This window comes from Microbispora sp. GKU 823 (assembly GCF_002027145.1).
Classification (GTDB): Bacteria; Actinomycetota; Actinomycetes; order Streptosporangiales; family Streptosporangiaceae; genus Microbispora; species Microbispora siamensis.
Window position 1 is genome coordinate 104265 of the sequence record NZ_MWJN01000002.1, and the last position, 24537, is coordinate 128801.

The 24537-nt window shown below is 71.3% G+C and carries 24 protein-coding genes and 1 tRNA gene; 10 read left to right on the top strand and 15 right to left on the bottom strand.

All coding sequences use genetic code 11. From position 1 onward, the window contains the following. Positions 1–15: 15 nt before the first annotated feature. The 7 genes from B1L11_RS02025 to B1L11_RS02055 form a co-directional block, all read right to left on the bottom strand. Complete coding sequence (locus B1L11_RS02025; RefSeq protein ID WP_179154935.1) at positions 16–2451, bottom strand: DUF222 domain-containing protein; 2436 nt, start codon at positions 2449–2451, stop codon at positions 16–18. A gap of 793 nt (positions 2452–3244) precedes the next feature. Next, positions 3245–3321, bottom strand: a tRNA-Lys gene (locus tag B1L11_RS02030). Positions 3322–3391: 70 nt separating this feature from the next. Further along, positions 3392–3991 (bottom strand): hypothetical protein, encoded by a 600-nt coding sequence (locus B1L11_RS54450; protein ID WP_079312606.1) that lies wholly within the window; start codon positions 3989–3991, stop codon positions 3392–3394. 1366 nt (positions 3992–5357) lie between these two features. After that, positions 5358–5693 carry an OsmC family protein gene (locus tag B1L11_RS02040; protein WP_256862152.1) on the bottom strand — a complete coding sequence of 112 codons (336 nt, stop codon included), beginning with the start codon at positions 5691–5693 and terminating at the stop codon, positions 5358–5360. Between the two features lie 4 nt (positions 5694–5697). Then, positions 5698–6774, bottom strand: coding sequence for a HAMP domain-containing sensor histidine kinase (locus B1L11_RS02045; RefSeq protein WP_079312608.1), 1077 nt, complete (start codon positions 6772–6774; stop codon positions 5698–5700). Continuing rightward, the gene (locus B1L11_RS02050) at positions 6771–7475 is read right to left on the bottom strand and encodes a response regulator transcription factor (protein ID WP_079312610.1); all 705 of its coding nucleotides are present in this window, start codon (positions 7473–7475) and stop codon (positions 6771–6773) included. The genes B1L11_RS02045 and B1L11_RS02050 overlap by 4 nt, the downstream gene beginning before the upstream one ends. Positions 7476–7528: 53 nt before the next feature. Next, positions 7529–7804 carry a hypothetical protein gene (locus tag B1L11_RS02055; protein ID WP_076438988.1) on the bottom strand — a complete coding sequence of 92 codons (276 nt, stop codon included), beginning with the start codon at positions 7802–7804 and terminating at the stop codon, positions 7529–7531. Positions 7805–7984: 180 nt separating this feature from the next. Between B1L11_RS02055 and B1L11_RS02060 the strand changes: the two genes are divergently transcribed. The 5 genes from B1L11_RS02060 (at position 7985) to B1L11_RS02080 (ending at position 11043) form a co-directional block, all read left to right on the top strand. Continuing rightward, positions 7985–8356, top strand: coding sequence for a phage holin family protein (locus B1L11_RS02060; protein WP_076438990.1), 372 nt, complete (start codon positions 7985–7987; stop codon positions 8354–8356). Between the two features lie 100 nt (positions 8357–8456). Continuing rightward, a complete protein-coding gene (locus tag B1L11_RS02065; protein ID WP_079312612.1) occupies positions 8457–9356 on the top strand; it encodes an amidohydrolase family protein in 900 nt (299 codons plus the stop codon). Next, complete coding sequence (locus B1L11_RS02070) at positions 9353–9892, top strand: cysteine dioxygenase family protein (protein WP_079312614.1); 540 nt, start codon at positions 9353–9355, stop codon at positions 9890–9892. The genes B1L11_RS02065 and B1L11_RS02070 overlap by 4 nt, the downstream gene beginning before the upstream one ends. A 50-nt stretch (positions 9893–9942) precedes the next feature. Then, positions 9943–10539 (top strand): Uma2 family endonuclease, encoded by a 597-nt coding sequence (locus B1L11_RS02075; RefSeq protein WP_079312616.1) that lies wholly within the window; start codon positions 9943–9945, stop codon positions 10537–10539. 309 nt (positions 10540–10848) lie between these two features. Continuing rightward, positions 10849–11043: a response regulator transcription factor gene (locus B1L11_RS02080; RefSeq protein WP_079312889.1), complete on the top strand. Its 195-nt coding sequence runs from the start codon at positions 10849–10851 to the stop codon at positions 11041–11043. A gap of 48 nt (positions 11044–11091) precedes the next feature. Here B1L11_RS02080 and B1L11_RS49595 read toward each other — a convergent pair whose 3' ends face one another. Together B1L11_RS49595 and B1L11_RS49600 are read right to left on the bottom strand one after the other, a co-directional pair. Next, positions 11092–11655, bottom strand: coding sequence for a hypothetical protein (locus B1L11_RS49595; RefSeq protein WP_372974639.1), 564 nt, complete (start codon positions 11653–11655; stop codon positions 11092–11094). Further along, positions 11598–12347: an MFS transporter gene (locus tag B1L11_RS49600; RefSeq protein ID WP_256862173.1), complete on the bottom strand. Its 750-nt coding sequence runs from the start codon at positions 12345–12347 to the stop codon at positions 11598–11600. Before B1L11_RS49600 ends, B1L11_RS49595 begins: the two co-directional genes overlap by 58 nt. Before the next feature lie 320 nt (positions 12348–12667). Between B1L11_RS49600 and B1L11_RS02090 the strand changes: the two genes are divergently transcribed. Both B1L11_RS02090 and B1L11_RS02095 read left to right on the top strand, forming a co-directional pair. Next, a complete protein-coding gene (locus B1L11_RS02090) occupies positions 12668–13459 on the top strand; it encodes an IclR family transcriptional regulator (protein ID WP_079312618.1) in 792 nt (263 codons plus the stop codon). Positions 13460–13554: 95 nt separating this feature from the next. Beyond that, entirely contained in the window at positions 13555–14613 is a 1059-nt protein-coding gene (locus B1L11_RS02095; RefSeq protein WP_256862154.1) for a LacI family DNA-binding transcriptional regulator, read from the top strand. Here the strand turns inward: B1L11_RS02095 and B1L11_RS47835 are convergent. Both B1L11_RS47835 and B1L11_RS47840 read right to left on the bottom strand, forming a co-directional pair. Further along, entirely contained in the window at positions 14543–14896 is a 354-nt protein-coding gene (locus tag B1L11_RS47835; protein WP_218670842.1) for a hypothetical protein, read from the bottom strand. The two genes, B1L11_RS02095 and B1L11_RS47835, sit on opposite strands and share 71 nt — an antisense overlap. A gap of 338 nt (positions 14897–15234) precedes the next feature. Continuing rightward, entirely contained in the window at positions 15235–15825 is a 591-nt protein-coding gene (locus tag B1L11_RS47840) for a hypothetical protein (protein ID WP_218670843.1), read from the bottom strand. An 81-nt stretch (positions 15826–15906) separates the two neighbouring features. Here B1L11_RS47840 and B1L11_RS02105 point away from each other — a divergent pair, with 81 nt between their 5' ends. Further along, a complete protein-coding gene (locus B1L11_RS02105; RefSeq protein ID WP_079312622.1) occupies positions 15907–16899 on the top strand; it encodes a transcriptional regulator in 993 nt (330 codons plus the stop codon). 3 nt (positions 16900–16902) lie between these two features. Here the strand turns inward: B1L11_RS02105 and B1L11_RS02110 are convergent, their stop codons facing one another. The 3 genes from B1L11_RS02110 to B1L11_RS02120 form a co-directional block, all read right to left on the bottom strand. Continuing rightward, positions 16903–17796 (bottom strand): carbohydrate ABC transporter permease, encoded by an 894-nt coding sequence (locus tag B1L11_RS02110; RefSeq protein WP_079312624.1) that lies wholly within the window; start codon positions 17794–17796, stop codon positions 16903–16905. Beyond that, a complete protein-coding gene (locus B1L11_RS02115; RefSeq protein ID WP_306291585.1) occupies positions 17796–18677 on the bottom strand; it encodes a carbohydrate ABC transporter permease in 882 nt (293 codons plus the stop codon). Before B1L11_RS02115 ends, B1L11_RS02110 begins: the two co-directional genes overlap by 1 nt. Positions 18678–18755: 78 nt before the next feature. Next, on the bottom strand, positions 18756–20042 hold the full coding sequence (locus B1L11_RS02120) for an ABC transporter substrate-binding protein (protein WP_079312628.1): 1287 nt from the start codon (positions 20040–20042) through the stop codon (positions 18756–18758). Positions 20043–21525: 1483 nt separating this feature from the next. Between B1L11_RS02120 and B1L11_RS53685 the strand changes: the two genes are divergently transcribed. After that, complete coding sequence (locus B1L11_RS53685; RefSeq protein WP_306291586.1) at positions 21526–22176, top strand: ABC transporter ATP-binding protein; 651 nt, start codon at positions 21526–21528, stop codon at positions 22174–22176. A 46-nt stretch (positions 22177–22222) separates the two neighbouring features. Here B1L11_RS53685 and B1L11_RS02130 read toward each other — a convergent pair whose 3' ends face one another. Next, a complete protein-coding gene (locus tag B1L11_RS02130; RefSeq protein ID WP_079312630.1) occupies positions 22223–22621 on the bottom strand; it encodes a MerR family transcriptional regulator in 399 nt (132 codons plus the stop codon). Between the two features lie 186 nt (positions 22622–22807). Here B1L11_RS02130 and B1L11_RS02135 point away from each other — a divergent pair, with 186 nt between their 5' ends. Beyond that, the gene (locus B1L11_RS02135) at positions 22808–24505 is read left to right on the top strand and encodes a pentapeptide repeat-containing protein (protein WP_079312632.1); all 1698 of its coding nucleotides are present in this window, start codon (positions 22808–22810) and stop codon (positions 24503–24505) included. The last annotated feature ends 32 nt before the right edge of the window (positions 24506–24537 follow it).

The following is a 24537-nucleotide window of genomic DNA, read 5'->3' on the forward strand; positions in this document are numbered from 1 at the left end:
CCGAGTGTGGCTGTGTCAGAAGGGCGGTTCGTCACGTTCGCCTCCGAGCAACGATCCGCGTGTCCCGGCGTCGCCGTCCGATTGCGGTGGCATTGCTACTCCCGTGCCCGGTTGGGAGGCCTCCTGCCGGAGTAGCGGTTCGGGGGCCGGGACCATCGTGGGAGTGTCGGGGAGATCGCCGAGGTCTTCGTAGGGCGCTGAGGTGCGGCTGCGGGGGTGGGGGTCACAGACGGAGACGATGATCTTCGGGAGAGGGCTGGGATAGCGGTGCCCCAGCGGACTGGTCCAGACGACCAGGTGAGGGCCTGCGGCGCTGACGCGCCAGCCGCCGTGGTGCCGGGCGCGGTGGTCGTGGCGGCAGGCCAGGTGCAGGTTCTCCGCCTTCGTGGGCCCCTGCTCCGCCCACGGGAGGATGTGGTCCTGGTCGGTTCGGGTGGCGGGCATGCGGCAGCCGGGCCAGGAGCAGACCCGGCCCCGAATTTGCACGTATCGTCGTAACGCCGCTCCGGCCTGACGCCGCCGCTCCGAATCCGCCTCGCCGTCCTCCCACCCCTCTGCTCGCCCATCCACCAGTCTGTCTACCGGGCCGTTTACCAGGCCGTCCGCCATGCCGTCCGCCATGCCGTCCGCCATGCCATCCTCGCGCCGGGCGCCGGTCTCATCGCGGTCCTGGACCGGGCGTCCCGGAGCGGTGCAGTCGGGTGCGATGCCATCGGACGTGGTGTCTTCAGAATCAGTGGCGCCCAGGCCAGTGGTCAGGAGGGGTGCGGCGTGGGCGGACAGGTCGGCGACGACCGGCGCCCACGCCCCGAGGGTGTCGGCGGGCTGGGCGGCCAGCACCCGCAGATGACTGAAGGTGATCTGCAGTTCGACGATGCCGCCGCGCCGCCGGGCGCGGGCGGGGCGGTTCTGGCCGGGGGTGTGGGGGCGGGCCCGGGTGAGTCCGGTCAGCGCCAGGTGGCCGTTGTCGTGGCAGATGGCGTATCGCCACTGCCCGCCGAGCATGCCTGCGACGATGCGCCGGGCCAGACAGGGGTGGATCACTCCCCAGCCGGGCAGATGGGCGGGATGCTCGTCCAAGCCGAGCAGCGTGGTCAGCTCCACCCGGATCTCCCGCACCGTCCATCCCCCGGCGCCCGCCCAGACACCGGCATCCGGCTGTGCATGAGCTTGGGCTCGGGCATGCCTCAACCCCGCCCTGTCGAGCACGGCTCCCTCGGGCACGGCTCCCTCAAGCACAGCTCTCCCAGGCACCGCCTTGTCGAGCACGGCCTTGTCGGACTCGGCCGCGCCCCTTCCGCTCTCATCAGCAGGTGCGGGCGCATCAGGCGCTATCTCCTGCGGCCCTGTCGGGTGCGAGTCCCTTACGGGTGAGCCGCTCGCGGGCGACGCTCGGCCGGACCCATATCCCGGACGGCTACACGTCCCGGCGTCACGGTCGTCTTCGGCCGCACCCCTGTCGGCGTCGGCGAAACCGCCGGTGCCATCGGCGCCGCCGCTGCCGCTGCCGCCATCTGGCTCATCGAAGTCGCTGTCTGCGTGCACGCCACCACCGCCGCCGGGGTGGTTGGGGTCGGGGGCAGGACGCACGCCGAAATCGCCCCCGGAGTCGTCCGGGTCGCGGCCACTACCGCCGGTGCCGGTGCCAGCGTCGGGGGCGTTGCCGGCATCGTCTTCCCGGGCGTCGGGGGTGTCGTGAAAGGGGTGACAGAGGACGTGGGTCGTGATCTCCTCATCCGACATGCCCTCGAACGTGCCGTCCAGACTGCCGAGAAAGAGGTCCACCCGTATGTGGTCGATGGGACGGCGGTCCCCGGCCCGCTTGCACGCCCGGGCCAGTTCGTCGATCCGGTCGCACCCGGCCGCCGCCCGATCCAGGGGAAGGTCCAGCCCGGACACCGTCGCGGTGCCGTCCTCGTTGCGGGTCCCCACTACCCGGCGGCGGCGTACCGCCTCCGCGTACCGGCGCTCGGCCCAGGCGGGGTCGAGCGCCAACGCCAGGCGCTGGATCCGCTCGATCAACTCCCCCACGGTCCAGGACGACGCCTGTGGCACCAACTGGTCGCACACCAGGGCGGCTTGCTCGTCCGTCAACCCCAGGGTCCAGCGGACGAACGCCACCGCCCGGGGTTCGTCCAGGGTCCCGGCCAGCATCGCCTCTCCCAGGATCGGCAACCGGCGGTGGACATTCCAGGCCAGCTCGAACGTCGAATCGGCGCGGTGGCGTGACCACACCAGTGCCGCCCGCGCCTCATCCGGGCCGAACTCATCCGGCACCTCCAACCGCGCCACCTCGTCACCCGAGAACGAGTCCCGCAGCCCCACCTCCAGCAAGACCCGCAAGAACCACGCCCGGTCATGACAGACCTGCCGGTAGGCCGCTTTGAGCACCTCCACCGTGTCGAACCCCGACACGCGCTCCACATTCACCTCGGCCAGCAGTGCGGCCAACTCCGCACCCGGCGGTATCACCGTGAGCCCGTCCGGAATCGGAACCGCGGTTCGCGGCGGCGAAAACACGCCGGCCCCGGCCACGCCGGACGAAGAGGAGGAGGCGTGATCAGAAGCAGACCGCATGGGCGGAACGGGCGATGAAGACGACGCGCCAGACACGGGAGGCGCCAGCACCACGGGCTGCCTCGGTGATTCCTGAGGCGAGGGCTGCCCGGAGGGCACCTCAAGCAAGTCAAGTGCGGAAGAGGTGGACGAGCCTGGCATTGGCGGGCACCCCCTTCAGAGCCGGAGACGAAAGCACCATTGGTTTCCCGGCCGCCCGGACCAGGACTTACTCAACAGACTCGGCTACTTCATCACTCGGCACCTGGGCCACAGACCAAGCTCACCCCGCAACCACTACCTCAAGAATAACCGAACACACACTCGAAAACGAGCTCGACCAGCACAAACATGGGATCACAACCCAGAAGATCAGCCGCGGCGAAAGCGTGATCTTCGTTCAGCGACCCCGCGCACGTCTACGTCGACGGCGTACGCGTCGCCGCGCTCGGCCCCTTCAGGACCGGCGGGCCCGGACGCCACCAGCGAAAGGGACGAGACGGAGCGCCGGGAGGTGGAGGTGTGCGACCCGGCCACGATGAAGCTGCTGGTCGAGCCACTCGGCCAGGTGAACTACGGCCACGCGTCAGGTCCGTGACGTGAACCGGGAGGCGAGCCGTGGTGTGCCGCAGAGACGAGCGGCTCATAGAGAAAGCCCAGGTCGGCTGTGCCGACCTGGGCTTTCCTTTGGTGCGCCGCCAGGGACTCGAACCCCGGACCCGCTGATTAAGAGTCAGCTGCTCTAACCAACTGAGCTAGCGGCGCCCGCGATGTCCGTAACCTTAGCAGTCCCGCGAAGGTCACGCACATCGCTCGTTGATCGCAATCGCGTGGCTCAGCTCCGCCAGGCGCCACTGGAGAAGGGCACCGGCTCGCCGCGCAGGCCTGGCCCGTCGCCCCACTTCGTGACGACGTACTGGATCGGGATGTGGCCGAGGTCGCCGGCGACGGTCAGCGTGTCCTCGTTCCAGGTGGTGCCGGTGAGCTCGGCGAAGGTCTGGCCGTCGATGTCCAGCATCACGCCGCTGTCCGACGGGACGCCCGGGCCGCGGTCGCCGATGAAGAACTTGGCCTTCTTGCCCTTGTAGAAGATGTAGCCCTCGGTGCCGAGCGGCCAGCTCGGGCTGGCGAACAGCCCCTTCTGCATGGGCTTGCCGATGGCCGGCAGGCCTGTGTCGCCCTGACGGCCAGAGGCGTCGTCCCAGAAGTACGAGCCGGTGGTGCTGCCCTGCAGCAGGACCTCCTCGTGCGCCGGGATGGCGAGGGAGGGCTGGCGCGCCGGGATGGCGGCGGAAACGTTTGCGGCCTCGTTGACCGACTGCTCGACGGGCGCGGGCACGGCGGCCACGAGGGACGCGGTGACGGCCGCCGCGCCGACGAGAGTGGCCGCGGCGGTGAGGCGTCGGTTGCCACGCAGGTCAAACAGAGTCTTCATCAGGGCTGGGGATCTTTCGTGAGACGACAGAGAATGGCCATGCGTCATCAGAGGGCCTGCGCGTACGGCAGGCCGCAGAGACGGGCCACGTGTCCGGGTGAAAAGGAGAAGTCGGTCACCCGGAGGCGTGTGCGCTGAAGCTATGGCGATCGGCCGGAAGGCCGTCGTGAGTCAGACGTGTGATCCGAGATGCCTTGGCTCAGAGGTCGATGTGGGGTCACCCACGGTGATCTCCTCTCCAAGTCCAATCCAGCCACCGGTCGGCGGCAAACTGGACACTACAGGACGAGTCAGGATGGAGCAAAGTAAAAGCGGCATAGCGCCTAGAAGATCTACCTCTGGTCCTGTTTACCCCAAGTCGCACCACGCTCCGCCGCACCGGCTTCGTGATGTTGACGGTGCGTGACGGAGGTCCGTTCGATGAACGGCAAAGCCCGGAGGGCCGTACGGCAAGAGACCACAAAGGAAATCGCCAGGGACGGCGCGATAAAGCAACTGGCCGCAAAAGCGGAGCCGCACAGCGAGAGGAAGACCGCGGTTTACGAAGGCAAAGGGTCCTTTCCCGCGCCGGAGACCGCGGCTCGCCCATGGTCACAGCGCGAGCGTGGGGACCGATGGCGCGGCTCGCCCATGGTCATAGCGCGAGCGTGGGACCGATGGCGGGGCTCTGCCATGGTCATGACGCGGGCGGAGAGGCCGAGGGCAGGCGGGAAGCGCGCGGACGGGCGAACGGGCGGACGGGCGGACGGGCGGACGGGCGGACGGCCAGGTCAAAGCACGGCCCCCCCTGTGCCCGGCCCATCAGCGCGCCCCGTTCGGCCCGTCAGAGCCCCCTGTGTAGGCAATCAGCGCCCGCTGTGCGGCCCGTCAGCGGCCTGTGCACGGCGCCTGGACGGAGTTGAGCCCCTGCTGCCGACGCCGGGACGAGCCTCCGCGCGCCACACGGACGGCCCCAGGAGCTTCCCGGACGCGGAGAGAGTCTTCGGGCCGGGGCAAAGCGGACCCCGGCGGCCCGGACGGCGAGGGGAGGGGACGGACGGGAGGAGAACGGGTACAGGACCCTGAAAATGCCGGAGCCGGGCAGTCCCCCAACTGCCCGGCTCCGGATCAAAGCGGTTCCGCCAGGAATGCCCTCCCCAAAGGCACCGGCGGGTCCCCCGCTTTCCGGACGCGGTTCCCCCATCCGCGTCCTTTATCAAGAAAGTCTGTCGCCCTCTCCCGAGGACCTGCTTCAACACTACAAGGGGCCCTGTCATGAAGTCGTCATAGGCAGGTTGATTTCCGGCCTACATCCGAACGGGCCCCGCCCGCCCGTGCTACCGCCCGAGGTCCAGCCTGACCTCGGTGCCCTTCTGGAGCGACCGGCTCACCGTGCAGTGGCGCTCGTGGACCCGCTCGGCGACGCCTCGAAGACCTCGCCGGAGTCCTCCGGGGCCAACTCCACGTCATAGGTCACGGTGACCGAGCGCAGCAGAGTCGGACTCTCCTTCTCGGCGGAGACCTCGACGGCCAGCCGTACGAGCCGGTGGCCGCGCTTGGCGGTGAGCGGCTCGACCGTCATGACGTTGCATCCGCCGACGGCGGCCAGCAGCAGCTCCACCGGGCTGAACAGGCCGTCACCGGAGCCCATCTCGATCTCGGCGCCGCGCTCGTTGCGGGCGACGAACCCGTCCTCGGTCCGCTCGACGCGTACAGAGCCCATGACCTCACCCTACTGGCAGCGCCAGCCGGACGAGCGTGCCTCCGCCGGGGGCGGGACTGGCCGACACGCTGCCGCCGTGGCTGTCCACGACCTGGCCCACGATCGCCAGGCCCAGCCCCGAGCCGGGCAGCTTCCGGGCCGAGGGCGCGCGATAGAAGCGGTCGAAGACGTGCGGCAGGTCGTCCGCGGAGATGCCGGGGCCGTGGTCGCGCACCGTCAGCACGCCGCCCCGCAGCGACACCTCGACCAGGCCGCCGGCCGGGCTGTACTTGGCCGCGTTGTCGAGCAGGTTGGCGACGGCCCGGGCGAGCCGGTCGGGCACGCCCCGCACCACCGTCGGCTCGGCCGACACGGAGTAGGCCGTCGACGGCCAGTGCCTGGCCGCCCTGGCGACCTCCCGCTCCACGAGCTCGTCGAGGCGCACGCTCTCCACGAGCACGGCGGGCTCCTCGTCGCGGGCCAGCTCGACCACGTCGGAGACGAGGGCCGTGAGCTCCTCCAGGCCGCTCATCACGGCGCGGCTCACCTCCTCGTGGACCTCCTGCGGCAGGTCGCCCCTCATCAGCAGCTCGACGTTGGTCCGCAGGGCGGTGAGCGGCGTACGCAGCTCGTGGGAGGCGTCGGCGACGAGGCGCTTCTGCGACTTGGCGGAGCGTTCCAGCGCGTCGAGCATCGCGTTGAAGCTGCGGGCCAGGCTGCTCAGCTCGTCGTCCCCCGCCACGTCGATCCGGGTGGTCAGGTCGCGGGTGGTGGCCACCCGTCCTGCGGCGTCCTTGAGCGCGTTGACCGGCCGCAGCGCCGCGCGGGCGGCCAGCCACCCGAGCGCCCCCGACAGCACCAGGCCGCCGAACGCCACGGCGACGAAGGGCCAGCCCAGGTCGTCCACGTCGGCGAGGGCGGCCAGCACGCCGTTGGGGGGCCGGTCGCCGTAGCCGCCGTAGCTCTCGTACGCTCCCCCGTAGTGGTCCATCGCCCACTCGACGCGGCGGCAGGTGATGACGTAGGCGGCCACGATCACGACGATCACGCTCACCGCGGCGGCCAGCGCCGAGGCCATCGCGAGCCGCCAGCGGAGCTTCACCGCTCCTCCCCGGTGGCGGGAGCAGCGGTGGGCTCCCTCAGCGCGTACCCGAGGCCGTGAACGGTGTGGATCAGCCGCGGCTCGCCCCCCGCCTCGGTCTTCTTGCGCAGGTAACCGATGTAGACCTCCAGCGGGTTGGACCCGGGCCGGAAGCCGTAGCCCCAGATGCGTTCGAGGATGAGCTGCCGGGTCAGCACCTGGCCGCCGTTGCGGATCAGCAGGTCCAGCAGGGCGTACTCGGTGCGGGTCAGGTCGATGAGCCGCCGGCCGCGCCGGGCCTGCCTGCTGTCGGGGAGCAGGACCAGGTCGGCGAAGCCGGCCTCCGGGGGCGGCGCGGCGCGGCGCAGCAGGGCGCGCACCCGCGCGAACAGCTCCTCCAGCGCGAACGGCTTCACCAGGTAGTCGTCGGCGCCCGCGTCGAGGCCGGCCACCTTGTCGCCGATGCCGTCCAGGGCCGTCAGCATGAGCACCGGCAGCCGGTTGCCGTCGCCGCGCAGCGTACGGCAGACCTCGATGCCGTCCATGCCCGGCATGAGCACGTCGAGCACCACGAGGTCGGGCGCCACTCCGTCGATGGCGTCGAGGGCGTCCACGCCGTCCCCGGCGGTCGCAACGCCGTACCCCTCCACGCGCAGCGCCCGCGCGATCGCGTCGCGGACCTCGGGTTCGTCGTCGACGACGAGCACCTGTGTCTTGACCACGCCGCCATTGTGACGTGCGGAGATGAGAGGTTGCTGAGCGCAGGCCCCCGCGCTCAGGCGTCGGGGTGTTTGGACAGGTAGTCGACGTAGACCGGCCGGAGCGCGTCGCCGAGCTCACCCTCGCCCGCGCCGATCGCGTCGCTGAGCAGCGCCGAGACCCTGCTGAGGTCGTTCGCGGTCTCGTCGCTGTTGCCGCTGGCGGCCTCGGCCGCCGGGATGACCTTCAGCAGATCCCACAGGAATCCCAGGTCGCCGTGCCGTACGGCGTAGCGCACGGCGCGATCGTGCAGCTCCTTCGCGGGGAGCGACTCGAGCTCTTCCACGTCCATTCGATCTCACCCCCAACTGGTCGGTTTCCCCCAGGTTTGCCCCTTATACCCCCGAGACGAGAGAAAGACCGCCGGAAACGGGCGAGCTTTTTGCCGCCCTCCCCGCCCCCGGCGCGGACCGCCTATTCCGGCCACACGCGATCCGCGCACTCTTTGCCGTGCCATGGAAGGATTCTTGAGGTGAAGGTCATACTCAAGATCATCGTGGTGGCCGCGGCCCTGTGGGCGTCCACCAAGCTGGTGGACGGCATCACCGTCAGCGCCGGCTCCACCGCCAAGCAGATCGGCACCCTCCTCGCGGTCGCGCTGATCTTCGGCCTCGTGAACGCCGTCATCAAGCCGATCATCAAGACGATCGGCTGCGCGTTCTACGTGCTCACGCTGGGGCTGTTCGCCCTGGTGGTGAACGCCGCCCTGCTGCTGCTCACGAGCTGGCTCGCCGAGCAGCTCGACCTCCCCTTCCACGTCGACGGGTTCGTGGCCGCCTTCTGGGGCGCCATCGTCGTCGGCGTGATCAGCTGGATCCTCAACATGATCCTCGGCGACGACTGACCGGCCCGGGGCGGGTGCCATCCGCCCCGGGGGTCACACCCGCCCGAAAAGCATGTATTCTCAGTAGGGAATTAGGGAGACTTCTCGGAGGGGTCGGCCGATGAGCGTGGACGTGCACCAGCACCTGTGGACGCCGTCCCTCGTCGACGCGCTTCGCCGCCGCACCCGCCCGCCCTACCTGGACGGTTGGACGCTCGTCCTCGACGGCGAGCCGCCGTACGAGGCGGATCCGGCCGACCACGACGTGGAGATCCGGCGCAAGCGCAACGCCCACCTCGGCCTCGCCCTCGTCTCCCTGTCGAGCCCGCTCGGGATCGAGCACCTGCCGCCGGAGGAGGCGTGGCCGCTCATCGACGCCTACCACGCCGACGCCCGCGCGCTGCCCGCGCCGTTCGGCGCCTGGGCCGCCGCCCCGGTGACCGACCCCGATCCCGTACGGCTCGCCCGTGCCCTCGACCAGGGCCTGGCCGGGCTGCAGCTTCCGGCGACCGCGCTCGGGGACGCCCGGGGGCTGGCCCTGGCCGCCCCGCTGCTCGACGTGCTGGAGGACCGCGGCCTGCCGCTGTTCGTCCATCCGGGCCCCGCTGCGGCTGCGGGCCCCGCCTGGTGGGCCGCCGTCGTGCCGTACGTGCAGCAGATGCACGCCGCCTGGTACGCGTTCGAGGCCTTCGGCCGGCCCCGGCACCCCCGGTTGAAGGTGTGCTTCGCGCTGCTGGCCGGGCTGGCCCCGCTGCACCGGGAGCGCCAGCTGAGCCGGGGCGCGACCGGGCGCGGCCTGGTGGACCCCGATCTGTTCCTGGAGACGTCGTCCTACGGCCCCCGGGCCGCCGACGCGGTGATCCGCGAACTCGGGATCGACGTCCTCGTCGCCGGAAGCGACCAGCCGTACGCCGAGTCGGCGTGGCCGGACCCCGGCGACCCCGCACAACGAGCCATCGATCATGCCGTCCGCGTGGCCAATCCCGGCCGTCTGCTGTCCCGGAAGGAGTCGCACCCATGAGCACGCCCACGATCCAGGAAGGCGCGCTCTGTGCCTCCTTGGCCGACCTGCCCGCCCGCGCGCTCGACCGCCGCGAGCTGCTCGCCCTGGTCGAGGACCTGGCCGAGCGGCCCGAGCTGTGGCGTCACCACCTCAACTTCGATGGCGCGGAGGACGGGGGACGTCACTACGTCTCGCTGCACCGCGACTCGTACGTGGACGTGTGGCTGCTGTGCTGGCGGCCCGGGGACGACACCGGCTGGCACGACCACGACGTCTCCTCCGGCGCGGTCCGCGTGGTGGCCGGCGAGCTGAAGGAGTGCAACCCGCGCATCGGCGGCGTTCACCTGGAGACGCCGGTCACGGAGGGCGAGGCCTTCTCGTTCGGGCCCGACCACATCCACCGGCTGACCGGCGAGGCGCCCGGCTCGGTTTCGATCCACGCGTACTCGCCGCCTCTGTGGCGCATGGGGCAGTACTCCATCACCGACGACGGGACCATGCGCCGTCTTTCGGTCGGGTACGCCGACGAATTGCGCCCGCTCGACCCGGCTTAGGGCGGCTCGCGTAGTTCGTTCATCACAGAGGGTGACGCTAGGCTTCTGCCATGACCAGCGTGCTCGATGACTGGCTCCAGCCCCGTCCGGGAGGCGGGGCCGGGGGCGTCTCCGATCGGTTCTCCCGGCTCCGTCCCCCCACCGACGAGCGGCGGGACGGCGAGGACGATCACCCCGACGCCGGCCTCGTCCCCACGGGCCCCCAGACCCGATTCCGTGAGCGCATGGCCTACGGCCTGCGCACGGCCCTGAACGCGCAGGTGCCGGGCGACCTGGTGGCGGTCAGCCGCATGGACGTGTTACTGGGACCGGATCGGCGCGCCCGCCCCGACGTGTCCCTGGTGGACGACCTCGCCGCCTCCGACGACCGGAGGACCTGCTACCTCGCCGAGGAGGTGCGCCTGGTCATCGAGGTCGTCGGCCCCGACTCGCCCGCCCCGGACCGCGACGTGCGGCCACGGCACTACGCGGCGGCCGGCATCCCCCACTTCTGGCGGGTCGAGAGCACCGACTGCCGCCCCTTCGTCTACTCCTTCGCACTCGACGCCGACGGCGCCGGATATCAGGTGACCGGCGTCCACCACACCCGCCTCGCGGTGGACGCCCCCTTCCCCATCGCCATCGATCTCGAACGGCTGCCGCGCTGACCAGCTGTTCCAGATCCGGCACACACTGGGCGGGATCCAGCGGGACCCCCGGGTCCGCCTGGACGGGCCGGTTCGCCGAACTGCCGTACGGGGAGGTCGTGCGGAGCCGTCGCGTCAACGAGCTCTACACATCCATGGGCGTGGCCTTCGACCTCCGTGCGTCCTTCGTCAGCGGCGGCGCCTGCTGGGGAGTCGCGGGCCTGATGCGCGGATCCGGCGGTTCCGGCGGCGATTTCACCGGCGTCACGCCGGCCGCGCGGGACTGGCTGGAGGCCTGGCAGGCCCGTCCCGGACGAGGTGATCGGGATCATGATGAGTTCCTACGCCCTGACCCCCCGAGAGCGGCAGGTCTGTGCGGAGGTGCTCACCGGCCGGTCCACCTCCGAGATCGCTGACGTGCTGCATCTGTCGGCCTACACCGTCCAGGACTACCTGAAGTCGATCTTCGCGAAGGTCGGCGTGCGCAGCCGCAACGAGCTCGCCAGCCGCCTCCGCGGTCTCTGATCGGGGGACACGACCTCGCGATCCGACCGCTCATCCGATCGTCTCTGACTACCCCGTCGCGGGGCGGGCGGCGAGCACACCCGACACCAGTTGGAGGGCGCACGCCCCCAGCCCGGCGAGCAGGGGCACGGACCAGCCGCCGGACAGCTCGTGGAGCAGGCCGAACGCGAGCGGCCCGATCGCGGCCAGCACATAGCCGCTCGACTGGGCGACCGCCGACAGCGCGGTCACCGAGGCCGGATCGGGCGCCCGCAGCGTGATGATCAGCAGGGCGAGCGCGATCGAGGCCCCCTGGCCGAGCCCGAGGGCGATCATCCACAGCCACGGCGTGGTGGTGGGCGCGAGCAGCACGCCCAGATATCCGCCGACGGTCAGCAGCGCGGCCACGACCACGTGCGGCTTCTGGGATCGGGCCCGGCCCGCGTGCAGGGGGACGGCCAGCGCGGCGACGATCTGCACGAGGTTCGTCAGGCCCAGCAGATATCCCGCCTCGTCGGCGGGGAGGCCGGCGGCCTGGAACACGGTGGGCAGCCAGGCCAGCAGGACGTAGAAGGTCAGCGACTGCAGACCCATGAAGGCCATGACCGGCCACGTCGCGGGCGCGCGGAGCAGGGCCGCGTACGGCCGCTGGCCGGGATCACGGGACCGCGAACGGCCGTCCCGCCCTCCGGCCCGTGCCGCCGGGTCCTGCGCGTCCGGCCTCGTGAACACGGCCGGGGACGGCGACGCGACGGCCCGGCCCTGCCTCGTGAGCGCCACCCACCACAGGCCGCCGCCAGCAGCGCGAGCAGGGTCGCCGACCCCGCCGCCGCCCGCCAGCCGACCTGCCCGGCCAGCGGGACCATCGCCGCCGAGGCCATGGCGGCCCCGCTCACCATGACCGAGACGTACAGACCGGTGAAGAGCCCGATCCTGCCGGGGAAGTGCTGCTTGACGAGGCCCGGCATGACGACGTTCATGACGGCGATGGCCGTGCCGGCCAGGGCGGCGCCGCAGTACAACGCGGGCACGCCGTCCGCGCTGCGCAGGGCGACACCGGCGGCCAGGACGAGCAGGCCGGCCAGCAGCGTGCGGTCGAGCCCGATCCGGGTGGCCAGCGCGGGCGCGGCCGGGGCGAGCAGGCCGAGGCACGCCACCATCACCGTGGTGATGGCGCCACCCCCGGCGGGGCTGAGGCCGAGGTCCCGCATGATGGCCGGGAGGAGCGGTGACACGCCCGCGAGAGCGGGCCTCAGGTTGAGCGCCGCCAGGACGAAACCGCACACCAGCAGCAGGTTTCCCCGATAGGTCGCAATCCCCCTCATCACCCGGAGAACCCTACCGGCCTGTGTCGCGCGTCCCGCCCGTCCCCCGCCCGTTCACCGGCCGTCACCGGCCGGCGCTGGTGCCGTGACCGACAAGGTTTGCCCGGAAGGAGCGGTGTCCAGAGTGGTGCATCGCAAAGCGGAGGAGGAGGCCGTAGCGGAGCCTACGGCCGATCTTCCCGGGCCCCCGCGGAAATCCCGAGCCTGCGAGGGATTTTCGTGGGTGGGGCGACAACGCCGCGAGGTGCCGCTCTGGGCGACGCGACGGGGCAAAGATTGGCGGGAGGGGCGCTAGGGTTCCGGTCGGGAGGTGGGCGGTCATGGCGGAGGAGCACGTCCAGTCGCTGGCCCGGGGTCTGGCCGTGATCCGGGCGTTCGACGCGGCGAGCCCGGAGCTGACGCTCAGCGAGGTCGCCCGCAAGACCGGCCTCACCCGCGCCGCGGCGCGCAGGTTCCTGCTGACGCTCGCCGGCCTGGGCTACGTGCGGACCGACGGGCGCCTGTTCTCCCTGTCGCCCCGGGTGCTCGAACTGGGCTACGCCTACCTGTCGAGCCTCTCCCTGCCCGAGGTCGCGCTGCCGCACCTGGAGCGGCTCGTCTCCGAGGTGCACGAGTCGGCGTCGGTCTCCGTGCTGGACGACACCGACATCGTCTACGTGGCCCGGGTGCCGACGGCCCGGATCATGCGCGTGACGATCGCTATCGGCACCCGCTTTCCGGCGTACTGCACCTCCATGGGCCGGGTGCTGCTCGCGGGGCTCCCTCCGGAGGAGCTCGACGCCTACCTCGCCCGCGCCGACCTGGAGCGGCTGACCCCGCACACCACCACCTCGCCGGTCGCCCTGCGCGCCGCGCTCGACCGCGTACGGACCCAGGGCTGGGCCATGGTGGACCAGGAACTGGAGGAGGGGCTGCGCTCGATCGCCGCGCCGATCAGGGACCGCGGCGGCCGGGTGGTCGCGGCGGTCAACATCTCCTCGCACGCCAGCCGCACCACCCTGGAGTCGGCCCGCCGCGACCTGCTCCCCCCGCTGCTCGCCACCGCCGCCAGGATCGAGGCCGACCTGCGGGCCACCGGAGGCGCGAGCCGCGCGGAGCCCGGCAGTCCGTGATCCGGCACACCCCCCACGTCCCCACAAAAGCGACCATCTCTCACCATGGAACTGACAACGTTGTCTAGGGCCGTGAAATGGGAGATGATCCCTGCGTGGGAGAGACGAGACGCGGCCGTCCGACCATGAACGACGTGGCCGCCGCGGCCGGTGTGGCGCTCAAGACCGTCTCCCGCGTCGTCAACAACGAGCCCGGCGTCAACGCCGCGACCGCCGGACGCGTGCAGGAGGCCATCGAGCGGCTCGGCTACCGCCGCAACGACAGCGCGCGCATCCTGCGGCGGGGCCGTACGGCGAGCATCGGCCTGGTCATCGAGGACGTCGCCGACGCCTTCTACTCCAGCCTCAGCCGCGCCGTGGAGGACGCCGCGCTGCACCACGGCTACCTGCTGTTCACCGGGTCATCCCGGGAGGACGCGGCCCGCGAGCGCGATCTCGTGCTCGCCTTCTGCGCCCGCCGCGTGGACGGGCTGATCATCGTGCCTGCGGGGAGCGACCACGATTACCTCGCGCCCGAGTTCGAGGCCGGGATCAAGGCGGTCTTCGCCGACCGGCCGCCGGGCGCGGGATTCGAGGCGGACACCGTCCTGTGCGACAACGCGGGCGGTGCACGGGCGGGCACGGCCCACCTGATCGCGCACGGCCACCGCCGCATCGCCTTCCTCGGCGACTCCCCCGGGATCTTCACCGCCGCCGAACGGCTGCGCGGTTACCGGCAGGCACTGGCCGCCGCCGGCCTGCCGTACGACGAGGGGCTGGTGGTCATGGGGCCGCCGGACCCGGCGCGGATGCGGGCCGACCTGACCCGGCTGCTCACGGCGTCCGACCCCCCGACCGCGTTGCTGACCGGCAACGGCCGCACCACCGTGGAGACCCTGCGGACGCTGGCCTCGCTCACGGACGCCGCCGACGCGGGCGCCGCGGGCGGTCTCGCCCTGGTCGGGTTCGACGACTTCGAACTGGCCGACCTGCTCGGCATCACCGTGGTGGCGCAGGATCCCGCCCGGCTCGGCCGTACGGCCGCCGACCTGCTGTTCATGCGCCTGTCCGGGGACGAGGGGCCGACCAGCAGGATCGAAATCGCTACGCGGCTGGTTCCGCGGGGCTCGGGCGAGCGCCCTCCCCTGCCCCGCCGGGACCGTACGGCGGGCTGACCCGCCTCGGCCGGTCGCCGCGCAGATCACCTCGCAGCGCGAGCACGACGGCGATCACGCCGCAGCCCGACAGCGCGATGGCGAGATGGGCGGGCACGAGTTCGGCGAGGGCGCCCGCGGCGGCCGCGCCCAGCGCCTGGGCCGTCATCAGCCCGGACGTCTGCAGGCCGAACGCCTGCCCGCGCGCGGCCTCGGGAACCGCGTCGAGGAACCGCCGCTGGAGCCCCAGGTTGTAGGCGAGCCCCGCCGCGGCCAGGGCGGCCAGCGCCGCCGCGACGGCCACCCCCCGGGCGGACGGCGAACCCGAGCAGCGGCACGCCCAGCAGGAGCGCCAGCGCGAAGGGCAGCCGTTCGCGCACGGCGGGCGGGGCGAACCTGCCGACGGCGAACTCCCCCGCGCCCATGCCCGCCGCCGCCGCGGCCAGCACGACCCCCGCGCCCCACGCCGATCCCTCACCCGTGAGGTACGGCACGTAGACGGCCTCCGCGCCGACCGAGAGCATCGGCGGCAGCCACCCGGCCAGCAGCAGTCCCCGGACGGCGCGGTCTGCCAGCAGCGCCCGGTTGACCCGCAGCGTCGTCCGTACGGCCCCGGCCCGGCGCGAGGCACGCGCCGGGCGGTCACGCAGCCCGAACCGGGTCAGCGCCGCGCTGCCCAGCGAGAGCGCGGCGGTGATCAGCAGCGCCCTGTGCGGGCCCGTCACGGCGAGCAGACCCCCGCCGACGGCCAGTCCGGCGACCTGCGCGCCCGCCGAGGTCGTGGTGAACACGGCGCGGCCGAGCACGTACGCGTCCCCCCGCCAGCACGTCGGGCAGCACGGCGCTGCGCGCGGCCGAGAACAGGGGTGTGGGCACGCCCGCCGCGAACACCAGCGCCAGCATGACCCCGATCGGCAGGTCGCCGAGACCCAGAACGAGACACGTGGCCACGCGCAGGAGGTCGCCCGCGACCATGAGGGTCCGCGGCCGCCACCGGTCGGCGAGCGACAGCAGGAGCATCCCGCCCGCCACCTGCGGCAGGAACCCGATCATGTACGCCAGCGCGGCCAGCCCGGGCGACCCCGTCCGCGCGAAGACGAGCACGGAGAACGCGAGCATCTTCACCGTGTCGCCCAGGACCAGCAGAAGCTGGCTCCCGAACAGCACACGGAACTCCGCGACGGCGAAGCACGCCCGGAACGTCGATCTCTCCTGGTTCGCGGCCACGGTCACGGCCCACCTCCCGGCGCCCATGCTCGGCGTGCCGCCTCCGGCCGCGCTAACGTTTCGGAAATGGCCGAAGGGTGAGCACGCGTGTATCGGATCGAGGTGAGCCCGCAGGACGTCGCCGCCAGCCGTTTCGCGATCTCCCCGCTCAACGAGACCATGCACGCGATGTGGGTGCTGTCGGGGCGGATGCAGGCGGGCGCGCACGCGTCCTGGGCGCAGACGGCGCGCCCCCGGTTCGCCCGGCTGCTTTCCGGCAGCCCGGGAGCGCGGGCGCTGGTCGCGCTGTTCCGGCAGGGTGCCTACAACGCCGACTTCATCGCGCCGCCGCCCCCCGGGGTCAACGTCGCCTTCGCCGAGGAGATCGCGGCGATGCGGGCGACGCCCCTGGAGCGGGCCCGGGCCGAGATCGCGATGTCGCTGGACGGCCGTCCGCCTCCGCCCGCGGAGATCAGGCAGGTCCTGGAGGACGACGACGTGGTCGCGCTCCTGGCCGACGGGCTCGAGCGCACCTGGACCGAGCTGGTCGCGCCGCAGTGGCCCCGCTTCCACGCGATCCTGGAGCGCGACGTGATCCAGCGGGCCGGGCGGCTGGCGACGTACGGCTGGGCGGCGGCGCTCGGCGACCTCGGCCCGCGGGTGCGCTGGCGACCCGAAGCGGCCCGCATCGAGGTGGCGGCCTCAGGCGACCGGGACGAACGGCACCGGCTGGGCGGCCGGGGCCTGCTGTTCCTGCCCAGCCTCTTCGTCCGCAAGGTGATCGCCTACCTCGACGAGGCGTGGCCGTACGCGCTGGTGTATCCGGCGCGCGGGGTGGCGGCGGCGCAGCCGCGGGCGGGCGGCGCGAGGGCGCTCGCCGGACTGGTCGGCAGGTCCCGGGCCCGGATCCTGGCCGAGCTGGAGACCCCGGCGACCACCACGCAGCTCGCGCCCGCCTCGGCTGGCGCTCGGGACGGCCGGCGGCCACCTGACCGCGCTGGCGCGCGGCCGGGTGGTCGCCGCGCCCGGGTCGGGCGGCAGGTCCTCTATCGGCGCACCCCTCTCGGGGACGCGCTGGTGGCCGGCCGCCTCGACCCCTGAGAGTCAGCCCTTGAGCGCGCCCGCCATGAGACCGCGCATGAAGAACCTGCCGAGCAGCACATAGATGATCATCGTGGGGATGGACGCCAGGATCGCCGCGGCCATCTGCTGGCTGTACGGCGTCGTCACGGCGCCCGCGATGTTGTTGAGCATGACCGTGGTCGGCCAGGAGCTCGGCCCGGTGAGGAAGACCGCGAACAGGAAGTCGTTCCACATCGAGGTGAACTGCCAGATGATCACCACGGCGAACGCCGGGCCGGAGACCGGCAGCACGATCGACCAGAGCGTACGCAGCATCCCCGCGCCGTCGACGCGGGACGCCTCGATGAGCTCGTCGGGAATCGTGACGTAGTAGTTGCGGAAGATCAGCGTGCAGATCGGGATGCCGTACACCACGTGGGCGAGTACCAGGCCCGGGATGCCGCCGTACAACTGCACGCCGAGCGCGTCGCCCACGTTCACCATGAGCTGCACCAGCGGGATCATCACGCCCTGGTACGGGATGAACATGCCGAACAGGAACAGCGTGAACAGCACGTCGGCGCCGGGGAAGCGCCACTTGGACAGCACGTACCCGTTCAGCGACCCGAGGGCGGCGGAGATCAGCGATCCGGGGATCGCGAGCAGGAAGCTGTTGACGATGCCGGGTTCGAGCTTCTCCCACGCGACGCTCCACGCCTCGGTCGTCCACACCTTGGGGAGGTTCCACGCCTGTGTGGGATCGGCCTCGGTGAGCGGCTTGAAGCTCGTGACCAGGAGCACGTAGACCGGGATCAGGAAGACCAGGACGAACAGCAGCAGCAGGACGAGCCGCACCCACGTGCCGGCCCGGCCCTTCTCGCGGACCGGGGCGGCGGGCGCAGTGCGCGGGGCCTTCTCGGCGACGTGCGCGGTCATCAACGCTTCCCCTTACGGGCGTCCCAGATCAGGTAGGGCACGACGAAGACGGCGACGGACAGCACGATGTAGGACGCGATCGTCGCGCCCTTCGCCGGGTCGTGGGAGTCGTAGACCGCCGTCCACATGAACGTCGCGGGCACGTCGGTGATGATCTGCTTGCCCGACACCGCGACGACGAGGTCGAAGACCTTCAGCGAGATGTGGCCGAGGATGATCAGCGCGGACAGCGTCACCGGGCGCAGCATCGGCAGCACCACGTGCCGGTAGACCCCCCACTCGCTGCAGCCGTCCACCCGGGCGGCCTCCCGCAGTTCCTCGGGCACGCCCCGGAACCCGGCGAGGAACAAGGCCATGATGTATCCGGACATCTGCCAGATCGCCGGGATCGCCATGGCGGCCATGCCCCAGTCGGGGTCGCGGAACCACTGCCACTGCAGGAAGTCGAGCCCCACGTAGTGGAAGAGCCGGTTGAGCCCGACCGCCTGCTCACCCGTCGCGCTGTTCATCAGCCACCGCCAGACCACGCCGGTGGCGATGAAGGAGACGGCCATCGGGAACAGGTAGACGGCGCGGAAGCCGCTCTCCGCCCGGATGCCCTTCTCCATCAGGAAGGCGAGGAGCCAGCCGAGGACGAGCGCGCCGCCGACGAAGACCACGGTGAAGACGATCGCGTGCCGGACCGACAGGCCCCAGCGCTCCTCGCTCCAGATGCCGGTGAAGTTCTCCAGCCCGACGAAGTTGCCGGGGATCTCCGCGATCTCGTCGTGCTTGTCGGTCATGGCGAGCTTGAAGTTCCAGCCCAGCAGGCCGTACACGAAGACCGCGATGAGGATGATCGACGGCGACACCAGGAGTAGCCCGGGCAGCCATCTGCGCACCCGCGTCACTTGTACCTCTCAGAAGTCAAGTACGGCCCACGCCGTGTGGACCCAGCGTGGGCGTACGAGGAGATCAGGTCACTGGCCGCTGTTCTTGGCCGCCGCGACCAGCGCCTGCTGGAACTTGGCGACGTCCTTGTCCTGCTGGAAGAGACCGACCGCGTCCGTGATCGCCTGACGCCACTGGTCGTTGGCGACCACGCCGTGCTGGATCGAGCCGGCCAGCTTGTCGCTCGCCCACTGCTCCAGGTCCCACGACAGGTAGTCCTTGTAGAGGGACTGGTCGGCGTCCTTGCGGGCCGGGATCGAGCCCTTCAGCGGGTTGAACGCGTCCTGGCCCTCCTTGCTGGCGGCCACCTTCAGCCACGCGATCGCGCCGTCGCGGTTGGGCGCGCCCTTCGGCAGGGTGAAGCTGTCCGACAGCCACATGAAGGTGCCGTCCGTGCCCGGCGACGCGGCCCAGTCGAAGTCCTTGTGCGACTCCTTGCCGAGACCGCCCTCCGGCGGGTTGTGGAAGTAGCCATAGGCCCAGTCGCCCATGATGTTGAAGGCCGCCTCGCCGTCGGCGACCTGCTTGGCCGCCGGCTGCCAGTCGTCCTGCGGGCTGCCCGCGTACGACAGGATGGTCTTGAAGTTCTCCAGCGCCTTGGTCACGTTCGCGTTGGACCAGTCGGCGTTGGCCGTCCACAGGGCGTTGTAGGCGTCGGTGCCGAGCGAGCCGAGCAGTACGGACTCGAGCAGGTGCACCAGGGTCCACTGCGAACCGATCGACAGCGGGATCTTCCCGGACTTCTTGACCTTCTCGAGGTCGGTGATGAACTCCTCGATGGTCTTCGGCGCGCCGTCGATGCCGGCCTTCTTGAGGACCGAGGGGTTGAACCACAGCACGTTCGACCGGTGGATGTTCACCGGCACGGAGTACACCTGGCCCTGCACCGAGATCTGGTCGATGAGCTGCTGCGGGAAGACCTCCTTCAGCTTCAGCTCGTCGTACAGGAAGTTCAGCGACTCCAGCTTGCCGCTCTTGATGTAGCCCTGGAGCTCGGCGCCGGCGTGGCCCTGGAAGGTGTCCGGGGGCTGGTTGGCCTGCAGCTTGCTCGACAGCAGCGCGCGGGCCTGGTCGCCCGAGCCGCCCGCCACCGCGGCGTCGAAGAACTCGAAGTTCGGGTTCTGCTTGGCGAAGATCTCACGCATCGCCTTCAGGCCGTCGGCCTCACCGGGACCCGTCCACCACGAGAAGACCTCGACCTTCTTCTGCGCGGCCTGACCGCCTCCGCTCTCCTGCTTGTCACCGCCACCACAGGCGGAAAGAGTGAGCAGACCTGCAACAGAGACCGCGACGGCCGCCATCCACCGTCGTCTCATCGCAACATTCCTTTCAGGCTTTTTCACGAGGATTTCGGGCCCCCGAAGACACATATGGCTGACAACGTTGTCAGCAGGCCCCATCAACCCACTTCCACCGGCACGCCGTCAAGTTTGTGCCGATAACGTCTCTGCATACGGGCCCTGGCGAGGTGTTAGGGGCGTGCGTCAAGGCCGCCGCCGCGAAGGAGCCCCGAGAAATTGTCGGCGCGGGCGCTCACACTGCAGGCATGACGGTCACACAACAGGGGGGACCAGATCATCTGTCGGAGGACGACCTGCCGGACATGGCGGACGTCGAGTCTCCGCAATGGGCGCGACACTACGGCACGATGGCGGGGCTGGGCTTCCTCACGGTCGCGCGGCGGCTGCCCCGGCTGATCCGGCAGGCGCTGGGCATCGCCTGGGAGGCGAGTCCCCGCGACACCGTGGCCACGGTCACGCTGAGCACACTCGGCGGCGTCTTCACCGCCTTCGGCCTGCTCGCCACGACGGGCGTGCTGACCGCGCTGTTCCAGGCGGGCCCCACCCCGGACCGGGTCCGGGCCGCGCTGCCCAGCCTGCTGCTCGTGGGCCTGGCCGCCATCGCGCGCACGGCCCTGCAGGCCGGGGCCGGGTGGGCCCAGTCCCGGCTCGAACCGCAGGTCAGCCGGATCACGGAAGAGCGCCTCTACACGCTGACCAGCCAAGTCGACCTCGTCTGCTTCGACGACCCCGAGTTCCACGACGCGCTGCAGCGGGCCCGCATGCGCGGCATGCAGATGGCCGAGATGGTCGTGAGCACGGCCATCGACACGCTGTCCGGCTTGGTCGGCATCGTGGCCGCGGCGGGTGTGCTGGGCGTGCTGCACCCCGTGCTGCTGCCGCTGCTCCTGCTCGCGGTCGTCCCCGACGCCTGGGCGGCCGTCCGGGCCGCGAGGATGCGCTACACGACCGCCCTGGTACTCGTCCCGGCCAGACGGCGCAAGTGGATCATCGAGGAACTGCTGGCGGACAAGGACACCGCGGCCGAGGTCCGCACGTTCACCATGCGCGGCTTCCTGCTGCGGATGTTCAACGCGGTCGCCCGGGGCGAGCAGCGGGTCATGCTCGACCTCGCGCGGCGGCAGACCGTCGCCCGCGTCCTCGGCGAGGCGCTGGGCGGCCTGGGGCAGGGCGCGGTCTACGTCGCGCTCGGCCTGCTGCTCGCGGCGGGCGCGGTGCCCTCGCAGTGGCCGGCACCGCGGTGCTGGCCATCCGGTCCGGCCAGACCTCGCTGTCGAACTTCATGTACGCGACGAACCGGCTCTACGAGGAGGGGCTCTACTTCACCGACTTCCTGGACTTCATCGCGCACGCCGAGGGCCGCATCCCGCCCGCCCGCGACCGGACGGCCCCCGACGACTTCGGCCGCATCACGGTCGAGGAGGTCACCTTCTCCTATCCCGCGGCGCCGTCGCCCGCCCTGCGCGGGGTGTCGGTCCGCATCGAGCGCGGGGAGGTCGTGGCCCTCGTCGGGGAGAACGGCTCGGGCAAGACGACCCTCGCCAAGATCCTCGCCGGGCTGTACGAGCCGGACGGCGGCCGCGTCCGGTGGGACGACGTCGACCTGTCCGAGGTCGATCCCGACAGCCTGCGCCGCAGGATCGCGGTCATCGCCCAGGACCACACCCGGTGGCCGCTGACCGCCCGCCACAACATCACGATGGGCATGGAGAAGGGCGAGGCCGAGGTGGTCCGCGCCGCCGAGGTCGCCGGCGCCGACCAGGTCATCGCCGAACTCCCGTACGGCTATCGCACGCTGCTCGACCGCCGGTTCAAGAACGGCCAAGAACTGTCGGGCGGGCAGTGGCAGCGGATCGCGGTGGCCCGCGGCTTCTACCGGGACGCGCCCCTGCTGATCTGCGACGAACCCACGGCCGCCCTCGACGCCAGGGCCGAGCACGCGTTGTTCGAGCGGATCCGGCAGCACGCGGACGGCCGCACCGTGCTGCTCATCACCCACCGCCTCGCCAGCGTCCGCTACGCCGACCGCATCTACGTGCTCGACCACGGCAAGGTCCGCGAACACGGCACGCACGAGGAACTGATCGCCCTCGACGGCCTCTACGCCGACCTCTACAACCTCCAGGCCGAGGCGTACCGCACGACGTGAGTCAGGTGCCCGGCCCGCTCACGAGCGGGCCGGGCACCGCGTGCGCTCAGGAGGCCTGCTCGCAGTCGGGGAGCATGTCGCGCATGGTCCGCACGTCCTTGTAATACTGGATCTTCCGCTGGATCGCGCCCTGCTTCTGGCGCAGGTCGGCGACCTGGGCCTCGACCTTCCGGTCGTGCTCCTCCAGCAGCGCGATCCTGTCCCCGATGGTGTGCTCGCCCTGCCGTACGAGTTGCGCGAAGCGCAGCATCTCCGCGATCGGCATGCCGGTGTCCCGCAGGCAGCGGATCATGCCGAGCCAGCTCACGTCGTCCTCGGTGAACCGCCGCTGGCCCGCCGCGTTACGGCCGACCGGCTCCAGCAGCCCGATCCGTTCGTAGTACCGAAGGGTGTCGAGGCTGAAACCGGTCTCCTCGACGACCTGTCCAGGTGTGTACACGGCCACGTCTTTGATCCTGTCACATCGAATCTCGCACGCATGAAGGCTTTCGCGTACACGTGGGTCGTCCCTGCAGGCGTTTCGCAAGCGGCTCGCAACTCGCCGACTTATAACAGGTCCTGCCACGTACGATCCGGTGCCCGCGTCTCCCAGGGAGCGTACGGGCGGCGTCCCCGATGGAGCCAGTGAGAAATGCCCGGCATCCCCCGCTCAATCGCCGGTTTGGTGACCCTCTCCGCCGCGGTTCTGCTGTCGACCCCGATGACCCCGGCAGCCGCGGCGACGCCCGGCGACCGCCTCCCCTGCCGCCCCGGCAGCGGCCCGCACCTCGCCGGCCGGGACCTCACCCGGATGGCGCTGCCCGCCGACCTGTCCTGCGCGGACCTCCGGGGCGCCAAGCTGGACGGCCTGACCGTGCGCAGCCCGCTCGTCGGCGCCGATCTGAGCGGAGCCTCGCTCAAGGGGGCCCACCTCGGGTACGCCCAGATGGCCGGGGCGAGGCTGCGCAAGGCCGACCTGTCCGAGGCCGAGCTGTACTACGCGGACCTGCGCGGCAGCGACCTGCGCGAGGCGACGATGGACGACTCCTCGCCCTACTACGCGCACTTCGAGGGGGCCGACCTGAGCGGGGCCACGATGGCGCGGGCCAAGGCGTACGACGCGCAGTTCGACGACGCGAAGCTGGTCGGCGTCGATCTGACCGACGCCGCCGCCTACGGTGCGGACATGCGCCGGGCCGACCTCAGGCGGGTCAAGGGGGCGAAGGCCAGGCTCTACGGCGCCACCTTCATCAAGACCGTCCTGCGGCAGGCGGACCTCAGCGGCGCGCAGTTGTACGAGTCGGTGATGACCGGCGCGGACTTCCGGGGGGCCGACCTCGCCGGGGCCGACCTGCGGGACGTCAGGGATGCCCGGCTGGCCGGGAGCAGGGGGGTGCCCAGGTTCCTGCCGGCGCCGGACCCGTCGTGCGAGCCCGGCAGCGGTCAGGACTACCGGGGCTGGGACCTGACCGCGGTCACGGACTTCCCCGACGACCTGAGCTGCGCCGACCTGACCGGCGCCAAGCTGGACGGCGTCGACCTGACGGGGGTCAGGCTGAACCGGGCGATCCTCCGTGACGTCTCCGCCGTCGGAACGGGCCTTCGCTCCGTGAAGGGCGCCGACCTGCGGGGCGCGCGGCTGCGGCGCGCCAAGCTCGGCAGCGCCGATCTCGTGGGGGCCGACCTGTCCCGGGCCGACCTGTCGGACGCGGCGCTCGGCAGCGCCAACCTGACGCAGGCCAAGCTGGCCGGCGCCGACCTCAGGGACGCGGAGCTGATCAGCGTCACGGCCGACCAGGCCGACTTCACCGGCGCCAGGATGGACCGGGCGTACCTCCACAGCGGCAAGTACCGGGACGCGGTCTTCCGCAAGGCCATCTTGACCGACGCCGATCTGAGCGACGCCGAACTGCGGGGCGCCACCTTCGAAGGCGCCGAGGTCACCGGGCTGAAGCAGGACTTCGCCCAGGACATCGACCTGTCGGGGTCCTCCAGCCGGCTGTCCGTCGGCTGGCTGGTCTTCTTCGGCATCGCCGGCCTGGTCGTCTTCTGGATCGTCGTCGGGCTGACCACGGCACGGGTGCGGCGGCGGAGAATCGCCAGGGAGCAGGCCGCCGCGAGAGCGGTCCGGTTCGAGGACGCCAGACGCGTGCAGGAGGAGAACGTGACCCGGCTGGGCGAGGAGATCGACAGCCTGACGGACCGGACCGGCGAGGTGGACTGGAACGCGGTCCTGGACGCCTACGACGCGGCGAAGGAGGCACTGGCGAGCGCCCGCGACATGAGCGATTTGACGGACGTCGAGACCATCGTGGCACGCGGCCGCAAGGCCCTCACCCGCCGCCGGTGAGAGCCGCTTGTGCTGGAGTGCGCTCCAGGCGG

Bases quoted from the DNA above. Each gene is read 5' to 3' on its own strand.
- B1L11_RS54450 (WP_079312606.1), bottom strand. From the start codon at position 3,991: ATGAAGACTCTGTTTGACCTGCGTGGCAACCGACGCCTCACCGCCGCG.
- B1L11_RS02040 (WP_256862152.1), bottom strand. From the start codon at position 5,693: ATGGGCTCTGTACGCGTCGAGCGGACCGAGGACGGGTTCGTCGCCCGC.
- B1L11_RS02055 (WP_076438988.1), bottom strand. From the start codon at position 7,804: ATGGACGTGGAAGAGCTCGAGTCGCTCCCCGCGAAGGAGCTGCACGAT.
- B1L11_RS02065 (WP_079312612.1), top strand. From the start codon at position 8,457: ATGAGCGTGGACGTGCACCAGCACCTGTGGACGCCGTCCCTCGTCGAC.
- B1L11_RS02070 (WP_079312614.1), top strand. From the start codon at position 9,353: ATGAGCACGCCCACGATCCAGGAAGGCGCGCTCTGTGCCTCCTTGGCC.
- B1L11_RS02075 (WP_079312616.1), top strand. From the start codon at position 9,943: ATGACCAGCGTGCTCGATGACTGGCTCCAGCCCCGTCCGGGAGGCGGG.
- B1L11_RS02080 (WP_079312889.1), top strand. From the start codon at position 10,849: ATGATGAGTTCCTACGCCCTGACCCCCCGAGAGCGGCAGGTCTGTGCG.
- B1L11_RS49600 (WP_256862173.1), bottom strand. From the start codon at position 12,347: ATGAGGGGGATTGCGACCTATCGGGGAAACCTGCTGCTGGTGTGCGGT.
- B1L11_RS02090 (WP_079312618.1), top strand. From the start codon at position 12,668: ATGGCGGAGGAGCACGTCCAGTCGCTGGCCCGGGGTCTGGCCGTGATC.
- B1L11_RS02110 (WP_079312624.1), bottom strand. From the start codon at position 17,796: ATGACCGCGCACGTCGCCGAGAAGGCCCCGCGCACTGCGCCCGCCGCC.
- B1L11_RS02120 (WP_079312628.1), bottom strand. From the start codon at position 20,042: ATGAGACGACGGTGGATGGCGGCCGTCGCGGTCTCTGTTGCAGGTCTG.
- B1L11_RS02135 (WP_079312632.1), top strand. From the start codon at position 22,808: ATGCCCGGCATCCCCCGCTCAATCGCCGGTTTGGTGACCCTCTCCGCC.